The following is a 12,501-nucleotide window of genomic DNA, read 5'->3' as shown; positions in this document are numbered from 1 at the left end:
GGCTCGGCCGCCAGCACGCGCGCGGCGGCTGCGAGGAAGTCGCCGGCCAGCCGCTCGATCTCGCCGACCCGCGAACCCGGCAGCACCGCCAGCAGCGGGCGCGCGGGATCCAGGCGGAGTTCTTCGCGGGCAGCCGCACGGTCGGGCTCGAGCGGCATCGCATCCGCCAGCGGGTGGCCCACGAAACGCGCGTCGACGCCATGGCGCTGGTAGATCGGTGGCTCCATCGGGAACAGGCACAGCACCCGGTCCGCGCTGAGGCCGATCTTTTCCGCACGCTTCTCCCGCCAGGCCCAAACCGACGGGCTGACGTAGTGCACCGTGCGTGGCAGGCCGTTGGTGCCGCGGCGCTGCTTCAACCAGCGCTCGACGCCGAGGTTGAAGTCCGGTGCGTCGATGCCGATGAACACGTCGGGTTGCCAGTCCAGCAGGCGCTGGCGCAACTCGCGGCGCAGCAGCAGCAGGCGGGGAAGGTGCCGCAGGACTTCCGACAGGCCCATCACGGCCAGTTCGGAGGCGTCGAACCAGGTCTCGGTACAGGCGGCCCGCATCGCGTCGCCGCCAATGCCGACGAAGTGCGCGTTCGGCCAGCGGCGCCGCAGCTGCTCGACCAGCCCGGCGCCCAGCAGGTCGCCGGAGGCTTCGCCCGCGACCAGCGCAATGCGCATCGGGCGGGTCCGGAAGGGGTCGTCGGGGAAGTCCACGGCGTCAGCGCAACAGCGGGCGCTCGCCGGCGTCGATGAAATCGAGCAGGGCGCGGATGTCCGGGCTTTCGCCCGCCATGTCGGCCAGCTTCACCCGGGCCTCGTCGAGCGAGCCACCCGCGACGTAGAGCGCGCGGTAGGCGCGCTTGATGGCGCTGATGCGGTCGGGGTCGAACCCGCGGCGCTTGAGGCCTTCGCTGTTGATCCCGCGCGGCCGGCCGTAGCTTTCCTGCGCGACCATCACGAACGGCGGCACGTCGCCGTTGACGAACGCGCCCATGCCGATGAAGGCGTGCGCGCCGATCCGGCAGAACTGGTGGATGCCGACGAAGCCGCTGAGGATCACGTGGTCCCCGATCTCGACGTGGCCGGCCAGCGTGGCGTTGTTGGAGAACACGCAATGGTTGCCGACAACGCAGTCATGGGCGACGTGGGTGTAGGCCAACAACCAGTTGTCGTCGCCGATGCGGGTGCAGCCACCGCCGGCACCGGTACCACGGTTGATCGTGACGAACTCGCGGATGGTGTTGCGGTCGCCGATGGCCAGTTCGACCCGCTCGCCGCCGTACTTCTTGTCCTGCGGGTCGCCGCCGAGCGCGGCGTGGCCGAGGATGCGGTTGTCGCGTCCGATGCGGGTCGGGCCGTGGATGCTGCAGTGCGGCCCCACCACCGTGCCGTCGCCGATCTCCACTTCGGTGCCGATGTAACTGAAGGCACCCACGCGCACGCCGGTTCCCAGCCGGGCACCCGGCTCGACGACGGCGCTCGGATGGACGACGGCCTGGCTCATGCTTCGTTGACGACCTCGGCGCAGAGGATGTCGGCGCAGGCGACCTGTTCGCCGTCCACGCGCGCGATGCCCTGGTAAAGCGCCATGTTGCGGATGGTGCGCTTGAGGATCACCTCCAGCTCGAGCTTGTCGCCCGGCACCACCATCTTGCTGAACTTCGCGCCGTCCACCTTGACCAGGTAGAACAGCTTGCCGTCGCTTTCCCCGCCGGTGGACAGCTGGGTCAGCAGGCCGCCCGCCTGTGCCAGCGCCTCGATCACCAGCACGCCGGGCATCACCGGACGGCCCGGGAAGTGGCCGTTGAAGAAGTTCTCGTTCGCGGTGACGTTCTTGTAGGCCAGCACGCGCTTGTTGGGTTCGAGCTCGACGACGCGGTCGACCAGCAGGAACGGGTAGCGGTGCGGCAGCAGCGCGTGGATGGTGGGGACGTCGATCGGCAGTTTCACTAGGTCGGTTTTCCTTGCTTGCGGGCCCGTCGGGACGGGCCGCCTTCCATTTCAGTCACCGCGCCCGCGCCACTGGCGGACGAGGCTGTCGAGCTGCTTGAAGCGCGCTGCGTTCTTGCGCCAGCTGCGATTGTCCATCAGGCCGGTCCCGGAAGAGTACTCGCCCGGTTCGCGGATCGAGCTGCTGACCAGGCTCATCGCGGTGATGACCACGCGGTCGCAGACCTCCAGGTGGCCGAGGATGCCGGCGCCGCCGCCGATCAGGCAGTAGCGTCCGATGCGCGCGCTGCCGGCCACCGCGGTGCAGCCCGCCATCGCCGTGTGTGCGCCGATGCGGACGTTGTGGCCGATCTGGATCTGGTTGTCGAGGCGGACGTCCTCTTCGAGCACGGTGTCCTCGATCGCACCGCGGTCGATGCAGGTGTTGGCCCCGATCTCGCAGTCGTCGCCGATCACCACGCCGCCGTGCTGCGGCACCTTGAGCCAGCGCCCCGCGTCCATCGCCAGGCCGAAGCCGTCCGCGCCGAGCACCGCACCGGGATGGATCCGCACGCGCTGGCCCAGCCGCACGCGGGTAACCAGGGTGACGCGGGCGATCAGTTCGCTGCCGGCACCAACCACGCAGTCATCGCCGATGACGCAACCCGGACCCAGCACCGCGCCGGCTTCGACCCGGCTGCGCGCGCCGATGCTGACGAAGGCGCCGACATGGGCATCGGCGGCCACGGTCGCGGTCGGGTCGATGTCGGCCGACGGGTGGGTGCCCGCCGGGCGCACCGGTACCGGTTCGAACAACGCGGAGATCTTCGCGAAGGCCGCGTACGGATCGGCGGCGACCAGCGCGGTTCCGGTGTATCCGTCCGCGTCCGCCTCGCGCATGACCACGGCACCGGCGGCGGTCGATGCCAGCTGGCTGCGGTAGCGCGGATTGGCGAGGAAGGCGAGTTGCCCGGCGCCGGCGCCGGCGAGCGTGCCGACGCCTTCTAGCTGCACTCCACCGTCACCGCGCAGCCCGAGCGAGAAGCGTTCGGCCAGCTCGGTGGCGGTGAAGATGGCGGTAGCGCGGGTCACGACGGCGTCCGGCGCCGTCAGAACGTGCCGCCGAAGGTGAACTGCAGGCGCTCCAGGTCGTCCCCCTCTTCCTTACGGAAGGGGTAGGCGTAGCTGATCGAGATCGGGCCCATCGGCGAGCGCCACATCAGCGCCACGCCGGTGGATGCGCGCAGTTCGCCGGCGTCCCAGGTGTCGAAGTCGCGGTAGACGTTGCCGACGTCAACGAACGCCGACACGCGCGCCGCGGTGCTGTCGATCAGGGTCGGGAAGAACATCTCCAGCGAGCCGGTGGTCTTGAACGCGCCGCCGATCGGCTGCAGGTAGTTGCTGCCCGCGGCGGCCTCCTTCGGACCCAGCGTGTTGTCGGTGAAACCGCGCACCGAGCGCACGCCGCCGGCGTAGAAGTTTTCGAAGAACGGCAGGCCGTCGGCGGTGATCGTCTCGACGAAGTCCGGCGAATCGGTCAGGCACGGCTCGGTCGGGTCCGGGCCTGGCACGAACACCGGCGGGGTATCCGGATCGCCGTCGGTATCGACCACGCTGCCGCCGGTGAAGCAGACGTTGCGTACGAACTCGTCGCCGTAGCTGTCGCCGTAGCCCAGGTCGGTGCGCGTGTTGAGTACCAGGTGGCGCGACAGCGGCCAGAACTTGGAGAAGCTGTAGTTGAGCTTGTAGTACTCGACCGTCGAGCCCGGCAGGGTCGCCTCGAGCCAGACGCGCTGGTTGGTGCCGCGGGTCGGGGTGAGCGCGCTGTTGAGCGTGTTACGGCCCCAGCCGATCTCGCCGCGCCAGGCGTGGAACGTGCGCTGGCCGATGGCGTCGATGTAGTCCACCAGCGAGTCCGGCGTGCGGCCGCGGAAGGCGAAGATCTGGTTGCTGTCGATGCCCAGCAGCGCGGTGATGCTGTCGGTCTCGGTGATCGGCACGCCCAGTACCACCTGGCCAACGCCGCTGGTGGACGAGTACTGCGCGGTGTTGAAGTCGGAGTTGTCGAACTCGCTCCAGCGCAGGTTGTAGCCCAGCGAGACGCCGTTGTCGGTGAAGTAGGGGTTGAGGAACGAGAAGTCGTAGCGCTGCAGGTACGCATTGCGCTGCGCCTGCACCGCGATGCGGTTGCCGCTGCCCAGGAAGTTGTTCTGCGACAGCTGGATCTGGGTGCTCAGGCCGGTCAGCGCGGAATAGCCCAGGCCGAACACGAAGCTGCCCGCGGCGACCTCGTTGACGGTGTAGACCACGTCCACCTGGTCGTGCGTGCCCGCCACCGGCTGGGTCTCGACGTCGACCGTGTCGAAATAGCCCAGGCCCTGCAGGCGGATCTTGGAGCGGTCGATCGCGGCCTGCGAGTACCAGCTGCCCTCGAACTGGCGCATCTCGCGGCGCAGCACCTCGTCGGCGGTGCGGCTGTTGCCCTTGAACACCACCCGGCGCACGTTGACGCGCGGGCCCGGCACCACCTGCATGTTGATGCCGACGGTCTTGTCCTCGCGGTTCACGTCGGGGATCGGGTTGACCTGTGCGAACGCGTAGCCGACGTTGCCGAGGGTGGCGGTGATCGCATCGGAGCTGATCTCGAGCAGGCGGCGCGAGAAGATCTGGTCGGGCTTGACCAGCACCATGTTCTCGATCTCCTCCTTCGGCAGGACCGTATCGCCGGTCACCGTCACGCTGGACACCTTGTACTGGTCACCTTCGGTCACGCCGGCGGTGATGAACATGTCCTGCTTGTCGGGGCTGATCGAGACCTGGGTGGAGTCGATGGCGAAGTCGACGTAGCCGCGGTCGAGGTAGAAGTTGTTGAGCTTTTCCAGGTCGCCGGAGAGCTTCTCGCGCGAGTACTGGTCGTCGCGGCGGTACCAGCTCATCCAGTTGTGCTCGCCCGACTCCCAGGTGTCCAGGATCTCCTCGTCCTCGAACAGCTCGTTGCCGACCAGGTTGATGTGCTGGATGCGGGCGGCCTTGCCTTCCTTGACGGCGATTGCGACGTCCACGCGGTTGCGCGGCAGCGTCGTCACCGTGGGGGTGATCGCGACGTTGTACTTGCCGCGGTTGTTGTACTGGCGGGTCAGCTCCTGGGTCACGCGGTCCAGGCTCAGCCGGTCGAAGGTGTTGCCCTCCGTCAGGCCGATGTCGGCCAGGCCCTTCATCAGGTCCTCGGTCTTGATGTCCTTGTTGCCGCTCAGGGTCAGCTTGTTGATCGCCGGCCGCTCGGTCACGGTGACCACCAGGATGTTGCCCTGGTGCCCGATCCGCACGTCCTCGAAGAAACCGGTCTTGTAGAGCGCGCGGATCGCGTCGCCGACCTGGCCCTGGTCGACCGTGTCGCCCCGCTCGATCGGCAGGTAGGTGAAGACGGTGCCGGCGGAAATGCGCTGCAGGCCGTCGACACGGATGTCGCCCACCGTGAACGGGGCAACCGGGGCGGCCGTGGCCGTCTGTGCCAGCACAGGCAATGCCGGGGCGGTCGAGAGCGCCGAGGCGAGGGCGAGGGCAAGCAGGCGGCGATTGGTGGGTCGCGTCATCATCACGTCCGGTTGGGTTCTGCGGCGCCCGCGTGGTGCAGGTGCCGGGCAGAGGCGGGGCGGGTGGGTCTCAGGCGGGTGGGGCCCGGGTAAAAGGCACGTTCGACGGGCATGGCGTCAGCGCATCAGGTTGTTGACGATGTCGTTGTAGAACGCCAGGCCCATCAGCCCGACGATCAGCACCAGGCCCACGTACTGCCCGACAGCCATCGTCCGCTCGCTGACCGGGCTGCCCTTGACCAGCTCGATAAGGTAATACAGCAGGTGACCGCCGTCCAAGATCGGGATCGGCAGCAGGTTGAGGATGCCCAGGCTGAGCGACAGCATCGCCAGCAGCGACAGGTACCAGGCCGGGCCCTGGTCGGCGTAGGCATTGGCCGCCCGGGCGATCGTTATCGGGCCGGCGACGGTGTTCTCGACCTCGACCCGGCCGGTGAAGGCACGGCCGATCATGGAGACCAGTTCCCCGGCCTGGTGCACGGTTTCACGCAGGGCGGCCGGGATGGCGGCGACCGGCCCGTGGCGCAGCTCGGCGTCCATCTCGGGCATGTCGGGCCGCACCGAACTCACGCCGAGCGCCCAGTACGGTTCGCCGCCGTCCTCGGGGGTGATGCGGGTGGGCGTCAGCTCCAGTGCCAGCCGGTCGCCGTCGCGCTCGACCTCGACCATCGCCGGGCCGTCGCGATCGCCAAGTTGCTGGACCATCGGGCCGATGTCGTTCCACGACTGCACCGGCTGGCCGTCGATCGCGGTGATCCGGTCGCCTTCGGCCAGCACGCCCCATGCCGCGGTATCGGGGGCCACCCGGCCGATCACCGGCGGGACCAGCATGTGGCGCGGCGTCAGTCCGATCTCGGCGATCGCGCGGCGCTCGTCGAACCGGGCCGGCAGCGCGGACAGCGCCAGCATGCGCCGGGCGGGGGTGTCATTGGCGGTCAGGACCCGCAGCTCGACGTCGGCCCGGTCCAGCGCGGCGGGTAGCAGCGCAAGTTGCAGATCGCTCCAGGTGGGGGTCTCGCGCTCGCCCACGGCCAGCACGCGGTCGCCACGCTGAAGGCCGGCTTCGGCCGCGATGCCGTTGGCGTCACCCACCACCGGGGCATAGTCCGGACGGCCGATCACGAACATCGCCCACAGCAGCGCAATGCAGAGCAGCAGGTTGGCGATGGGGCCGGCGGCGACGATCGCGATCCGCTTCCACACCGACTTGCGGTTGAAGGCCTGGTCGAGCTGGCCGGCGGGGACGTCGCCCTCGCGCTCGTCCAGCATCTTGACGTAACCACCCAGCGGGATCGCCGCGACCACGTATTCGGTGCCGTCGCGTCCCCGGCGTGACCACAGCGGTCGGCCGAAGCCGACCGAGAACCGCAGCACCCGGACCCCGCAGCGCCGTGCCACCCAGTAGTGGCCGAACTCGTGGAAAGTCACCAGCACGCCGAGGCTGACGATCAGCCACCAGATCGATCCAAGCAACTCAGACATGCCGTGGGTCCTGGTGGGAGGAGGGGAGGGTCATGCGCTCGACCTGTCGTCGACCGCACGGCTTGCATGGCGCCGCGCGGCGGCGTCGGCGTCGTGCAGGGCGTCCAGTGAGACCGCGGGAATGGCCGGAAGTGCCGCGAGGGTGTCCTCGACGATCGCAGGGATCGACAGGAAACCCACCCGGCGCTGAAGAAACGCTGAAACAGCAACTTCGTTGGCGGCGTTGAGGACCGCCGGCGCGGTGCCGCCGGCGGCCAGCGCGTCGAAGGCCAGCCGCAGNAGTGCCGCGAGGGTGTCCTCGACGATCGCAGGGATCGACAGGAAACCCACCCGGCGCTGAAGAAACGCTGAAACAGCAACTTCGTTGGCGGCGTTGAGGACCGCCGGCGCGGTGCCGCCGGCGGCCAGCGCGTCGAAGGCCAGCCGCAGACAGGGGAAGGCGTCCAGATCCGGCGGTTCGAATTCGAGGCGCCCGCCCTCGGCCAGCAGGTCCAGCCCGCCGACGCCCGAGGCGATGCGCTGCGGCCAGGCGAACCCGACCGCCAGCGCGGTGCGCATGTCCGGCAGGCCAAGCTGGGCCAGGGTCGAGCCGTCGACGAATTCCACCAGCGAGTGGACCAGGCTCTGCGGATGCACGAGGACCTGGATCCGGTCGCCGTCGACGTCGAACAGGTGGTGGGCCTCGATCACCTCGAGCCCCTTGTTCATGAGGGTGGCCGAGTCGACCGAAATCTTCGGGCCCATCGACCACTTCGGATGTGCCACGGCCTGCTCGACCGTCACGTCCCGCAGCGATGCCCGGCTGCGGCCGCGAAACGGCCCGCCCGAGGCGGTCAGGATGATCCGCGCCAGGCCGTCGCGCGCGGGCGCATCGGGCAGGCACTGGAAGATCGCGTTGTGCTCGCTGTCGATCGGGACGATCGTTGCGCCGCCTTCGCGCGCGGCCGCCATCAGCAGTTCGCCGGCAAGCACCAGCGATTCCTTGTTGGCCAGCAGCAGGCGCTTGCCGGCGCGGGCCGAGGCCAGCGTCGACGGCAGGCCGGCGGCCCCGACGATGGCGGCGACCACGGTGTCGCAGGCGTCGCCGCCAATCAGTTCGACCAGCGCGGCATCGCCCGCGTGGGCAATGGTGGAAAGCCCGGCGCCCCGCAGCCGGTCGCGAAGGCGGCCGAGCAGGGCCTCGTCGGCGATCACTGCGTGCTCGGGGCGGTGCTGGCGGCACAACTCCACGAGGGCGTCGACCTGGCGGCCGGCGGCGAGCACAGTGGCCCGCAACGCGGTGGGATGGCGCGCGATCACGTCCAGCGCCGAGGCGCCGATCGACCCCGTGGCGCCGAGGACGGCAACCCGTTTCATGCTCAGAAGCCCAGCAGCGCCTTGCCCAGCGCGAAGGCGGGCAACGCCGCGAGGACACCGTCGAGACGGTCGAGGATCCCGCCGTGGCCGGGGATCAGGTGTCCTGAGTCCTTAACACCGGCGTGGCGCTTGAGCAGGCTCTCGAACAGGTCGCCGACCACCGAGAACAGGCCCGCGGCCAGCGACACCAGCGCGACCGCCGGCAACTGGGCGACGCCGGCGCCGGCGATCAGGCTGAAGCCGATACCGGCCGCTACGGCGGCGAGCATGCCGCCGGCCAGGCCTTCGACGGTCTTGTTCGGGCTGATGCGCGGTGCCAGCTTGCGGCCCTTGAACAACTTGCCGCCGAACTTGCGGCCGGTGAAGTAGGCCCCCGTGTCGGCCGCCCAGACCACCGCAAGGGCGGTCAGCAGCCAGCGGTGGCCATTGGGCTCGCCGGCGTGGATCCACGCCAGTGCACACCAGGCCGGGATGATGCTGAGCGCACCGGCGGCCAGCTTGAACACGCGTGCGTAGGTCTCATGGTCGCTGGCGAACGTGTAGCGACCCAGCCAGGCGAGCGCCAGCAACCACCAGATCACGCCGACCACGGTCATCAGCTGGAACAGCACGAAGCTGAAGCCGGTTGTCGATCGCGATGCCCAGACCAGCGCCACCATCACCGCCAGGTGGGCGACCAGCAGCACGGTGCGAGCGAGGGTGTCCTCGATCTCGGCCAGGTCGAACCACTCCCACAGGCCCAGCAGGAACACCACCGCGACCAGCATCATCATCCAGTCGGTCGGCAGCAGCAGGATCGCGAGGATCGCGAGCGGGGCCATCACCAGTGCGGCGAGGGTACGGGTGCGGGTCATTCGGGAGTCTCGTCGGGAGCGGCCAACTGCGCGCCGGTCAGGCCGAAGCGGCGTTCGCGGCCGCTGTAGTCGTCGATCGCGCGTTGCAGTGTCGCCGCATCCAGCTCGGGCCACAACAGATCGGTGAACCACAGTTCGGTATAGGCGAGTTGCCACAGCAGGAAATTGCTGATCCGCGTCTCGCCACCGGTGCGGATGAACAGGTCGGGCGCGGGGAGGTCGGACAGCGTGATGCGCCCGCCGAGGGTCTGCTCGTCGATCTGCTCCGGCCGCAGCTTGCCGTCGGCCACGTCCTGGGCGAGCAGGCGGGCGGCGCGGGCGATGTCCCAGCGCCCGCCGTAGCTGGCGGCGACCACCAGGTGCAGCTTCGCGTTGCCGGCTGTCTGCGCCTCGGCAGCGTCCATGCGGGCGACGATCGCGTCGCTGAAGCGCTCGCGCTCCCCGATGAATCGGACGCGCACGCCGCGGCGGTCGAGCTCGTCGACCTCGCGTTCGAGCGCGCCCATGAACAGCTTCATCAGCGCGCCGACCTCATCCTCCGGCCGCCCCCAGTTCTCGCTGGAAAACGCGAACAGGGTCAGGACCTCGATGCCCTTGGCCAGGCAGAAGTCGACGCAGACGTTGACCGCGCGGGCCCCGGCGCGGTGGCCGATCACACGCGGCCGACGCCGGCGCTGCGCCCACCGCCCGTTGCCATCCATGATGACGGCCAGGTGGCGCGGGATTCGCGCGGCGGAACCGGTTTCGGAAGACATGGCCTGGGCGGGCGAAAGTGTCGCCGCTGCCATCAGACGGCCATCAACTCCTGCTCCTTGGCCTTGACCACCTCGTCGACGTTCTTGATGCCGTCGTCGGTCAGCTTCTGGATTTCCGTCTCGCTGCGGGCGGCGTCGTCCTCGGAGATGAGCTTCTCCTTGAGCAGCTCCTTGACCTGGTGGTTCGCGTCGCGGCGGATGTTGCGGATCGCGACCTTGGCGTTCTCGCCTTCGCCGTGCACGTGCTTGGACAGCTCCTTGCGGCGCTCCTCGGTCAGGGCGGGCAGGTTGATCCGGATCACGGTGCCGGCGGTATTCGGGGTCAGGCCGAGGTCGGAGTTGATGATCGCCTTCTCCACCGCGGAGACCATCTGCTTCTCCCACGGGGTGATGGTGAGCGAGCGGGCGTCGGTGACGGCCACGCTGGCGACCTGGGTCAGCGGCATGTCCGACCCGTAGTAGTTGACCTTCAGGTGGTCGACCAGTGCGGTCGAAGCGCGGCCGGTGCGGACCTTGGTCAGGTCGTGGCGCAGCGACTCGACGCTCTTGTTCATGCGGGTCTGGGCGTCTTTCTTGATCTCGTCGAGCATTGCCGGCTCCGGTCTCGTGCGGTAATCGCGGGGAGTATAGCGGAGCCCCGCGCCCGACCCATTGCTAATGGCCGTGCGGCGCGCGGTCGTGGCGATCGTGCTCGCAGGCGGTGCCGTGCTCGATCTGCAGGGTCGGATGGTTGATGCCGAAGCGCTGGTCGAGCGCCAGGTTGACCCGATCGATGAAGGCATCGTGGTCGTGAGCGTCCGGGCGGACCAGGTGCGCGGTCATCGCGATCTCGCCGGCCCCCAGCGACCAGATATGCAGGTGGTGGACGGCGCTGACGCCGGGCTGCCCCGCAAGGAAACCGCGCACCGCCTCCTGGTCGATCGAGCGCGGCACGGCGTCCATGGCGGCGTTGAAGCTCTCGCGCAGCAAGCCGAACGCGCTGGCCGCGACCACCAGCCCGATCAGCAGTGCGATCATCGGATCCAGCCAGGCCCAACCCAACCACAGCATGCCGGTGCCCGCGAGTACCGCGGCAAGTGAGACCCCGGCGTCGGCCATCAGGTGGAGGAACGCGCCGCGACGATTGAGGTCGTGGTCATGCCCGTCACGCACGAACCAGGCCGATCCCAGGTTGACCGCGATGCCAAGCAACGCCACCAGGATCACCGGCCACGCCGGGATTTCGGGCGGTGCGTTGAAGCGCCGGATCGCTTCCCAGGCAAGGGCGCCCGAGAAGGCGACCAGCAACACCGCGTTGGCGAGGGGGGAGAGCAGGGTGGCGCGGCGCCAGCCGTAGGTGTGGCGATCGGTCGGCATCCGGCGGGCCAGCACCGCGGCGCCCCAGGCCAACCCGAGGCCCAGCACGTCGCCGAGGTTGTGCAGCGCGTCCGACAGCAATGCCAGCGAGTTGGTGGCAAAGCCGTACCCCGCCTCGATGACGGTGAACGCCAGGTTGATGAGGGTCACCGCGGCGAATGCGCGGGTGCCCTGATGGTGGTCGTGGGCGTGCATGGACGAGATGCTGTCACGCCGTGCGCGCGGACACTATTCCGTCGCCCGCAGGGATGCGGTTGCCCCAGCGCGCGCCCTGCTCAGCTGCGCCCCTGCACCAGCGTGCCGATCTGCTCGCCGCGCAGGATGCGCAGCAGTTCGCCGGGCTGGCTCATGTCGAAGATGCGCAGCGGCAGGTCGCTGTCGCGGGCCAGGGCGAACGCGGCGGTGTCCATCACCTGCAGGTTGCGGGCGAGGACCTCGTCGTAGCTCAGCTGGTCGAAGCGCACGGCGTCGGGGTGCTTGTTCGGATCCTTGTCGTAGACGCCGTCGACCTTGGTCGCCTTGAGCAGCAGGTCGGCCCCGATCTCGATCGCGCGCAGTGCTGCGCCCGAATCTGTGGTGAAGAACGGGTTGCCGGTGCCGGCGGCGAAAATCACCAGCCGGCCCTTCTCTAGGTGGCGGATGGCGCGGCGCCGGATGTAGTCCTCGCACACGTCGTTGATCTTGATGGCGCTCATCACGCGCGCCTTGCCGCCGAGCTTCTCGAGCGCGTCCTGCATGGCCAGTGCGTTGATCACGGTGGCCAGCATGCCCATGTGGTCGCCGGTCACCCGGTCCATGCCACCGGCCGCAAGGCCGGCGCCGCGGAAGATGTTGCCGCCACCCACCACCAGGGCGATCTCCGCGCCGGCCGCCTGGGCCTCGATCACCTCGTTGGCAAGGCGGTTGATGACCTTGGGGTCGATGCCGTAGTCCTCGCTCCCCATCAGCGCCTCGCCGGACAGTTTCAGGAGAATGCGGCGATAGGCGAGCTGGGGCATGGGATCGTCTCGGAAGGGGGCGCGGGAATTGTAACGGCAGCGCCCCGCCCGGCAGCTGCAGACAACATCCCGATGCGTTTCACAAGTGCCACACATTACTAAATAGGCGCCGGCCACAGCTTTGCCAGTATGGCAAGTGGCTTGGTTCCGACCAAAACGTGACGTAGGTCACATTTCTACATAAATGT

12 protein-coding genes and 1 pseudogene are annotated in these 12,501 nt (G+C 68.9%); all 13 read right to left on the bottom strand.

Features of this window, described 5'->3' with window-relative positions:
- Positions 1-668: lipid-A-disaccharide synthase (gene lpxB / locus ACKVMH_RS06280; RefSeq protein WP_412699662.1), on the bottom strand; the 668-nt coding region annotated here is incomplete at its 3' end.
- Between the two features lie 40 nt (positions 669-708).
- Positions 709-1,494 (bottom strand): acyl-ACP--UDP-N-acetylglucosamine O-acyltransferase, encoded by a 786-nt coding sequence (gene lpxA, locus ACKVMH_RS06275; protein WP_412699659.1) that lies wholly within the window; start codon positions 1,492-1,494, stop codon positions 709-711.
- Positions 1,491-1,940: a 3-hydroxyacyl-ACP dehydratase FabZ gene (fabZ, locus tag ACKVMH_RS06270; protein ID WP_215218326.1), complete on the bottom strand. Its 450-nt coding sequence runs from the start codon at positions 1,938-1,940 to the stop codon at positions 1,491-1,493. The genes lpxA and fabZ overlap by 4 nt, the downstream gene beginning before the upstream one ends.
- A 51-nt stretch (positions 1,941-1,991) precedes the next feature.
- On the bottom strand, positions 1,992-2,993 hold the full coding sequence (lpxD, locus tag ACKVMH_RS06265; protein WP_412699661.1) for a UDP-3-O-(3-hydroxymyristoyl)glucosamine N-acyltransferase: 1,002 nt from the start codon (positions 2,991-2,993) through the stop codon (positions 1,992-1,994).
- A gap of 35 nt (positions 2,994-3,028) precedes the next feature.
- Positions 3,029-5,512, bottom strand: coding sequence for an outer membrane protein assembly factor BamA (bamA, locus tag ACKVMH_RS06260; protein WP_412699658.1), 2,484 nt, complete (start codon positions 5,510-5,512; stop codon positions 3,029-3,031).
- A gap of 117 nt (positions 5,513-5,629) precedes the next feature.
- On the bottom strand, positions 5,630-6,994 hold the full coding sequence (gene rseP, locus ACKVMH_RS06255; protein ID WP_412699657.1) for an RIP metalloprotease RseP: 1,365 nt from the start codon (positions 6,992-6,994) through the stop codon (positions 5,630-5,632).
- Positions 6,995-7,024: 30 nt separating this feature from the next.
- Positions 7,025-7,252: a hypothetical protein gene (locus ACKVMH_RS06250; RefSeq protein ID WP_412699660.1), complete on the bottom strand. Its 228-nt coding sequence runs from the start codon at positions 7,250-7,252 to the stop codon at positions 7,025-7,027.
- Positions 7,250-8,350: pseudogene (gene dxr / locus ACKVMH_RS06245) on the bottom strand (1-deoxy-D-xylulose-5-phosphate reductoisomerase); the annotation flags it as partial. The pseudogene dxr and the gene ACKVMH_RS06250, both read right to left, overlap by 3 nt.
- Positions 8,351-8,352: 2 nt before the next feature.
- Positions 8,353-9,204, bottom strand: coding sequence for a phosphatidate cytidylyltransferase (locus ACKVMH_RS06240; RefSeq protein WP_215218321.1), 852 nt, complete (start codon positions 9,202-9,204; stop codon positions 8,353-8,355).
- A complete protein-coding gene (uppS, locus tag ACKVMH_RS06235; protein WP_412699656.1) occupies positions 9,201-9,959 on the bottom strand; it encodes a polyprenyl diphosphate synthase in 759 nt (252 codons plus the stop codon). Before uppS ends, ACKVMH_RS06240 begins: the two co-directional genes overlap by 4 nt.
- Positions 9,960-9,991: 32 nt before the next feature.
- Positions 9,992-10,549 carry a ribosome recycling factor gene (frr, locus tag ACKVMH_RS06230; RefSeq protein WP_215218319.1) on the bottom strand — a complete coding sequence of 186 codons (558 nt, stop codon included), beginning with the start codon at positions 10,547-10,549 and terminating at the stop codon, positions 9,992-9,994.
- Positions 10,550-10,613: 64 nt separating this feature from the next.
- Positions 10,614-11,510 carry a cation diffusion facilitator family transporter gene (locus ACKVMH_RS06225; protein WP_412699655.1) on the bottom strand — a complete coding sequence of 299 codons (897 nt, stop codon included), beginning with the start codon at positions 11,508-11,510 and terminating at the stop codon, positions 10,614-10,616.
- An 80-nt stretch (positions 11,511-11,590) separates the two neighbouring features.
- Positions 11,591-12,313, bottom strand: a complete 723-nt coding sequence (gene pyrH, locus ACKVMH_RS06220; protein WP_215218317.1) for a UMP kinase — start codon at positions 12,311-12,313, stop codon at positions 11,591-11,593.
- Positions 12,314-12,501 lie beyond the last annotated feature (188 nt).

Source organism: Lysobacter zhanggongensis, assembly GCF_046638635.1.
Lineage (GTDB): Bacteria > Pseudomonadota > Gammaproteobacteria > Xanthomonadales > Xanthomonadaceae > Novilysobacter > Novilysobacter luteus.
This window is presented reverse-complemented; position numbering and strand designations above follow the sequence as displayed.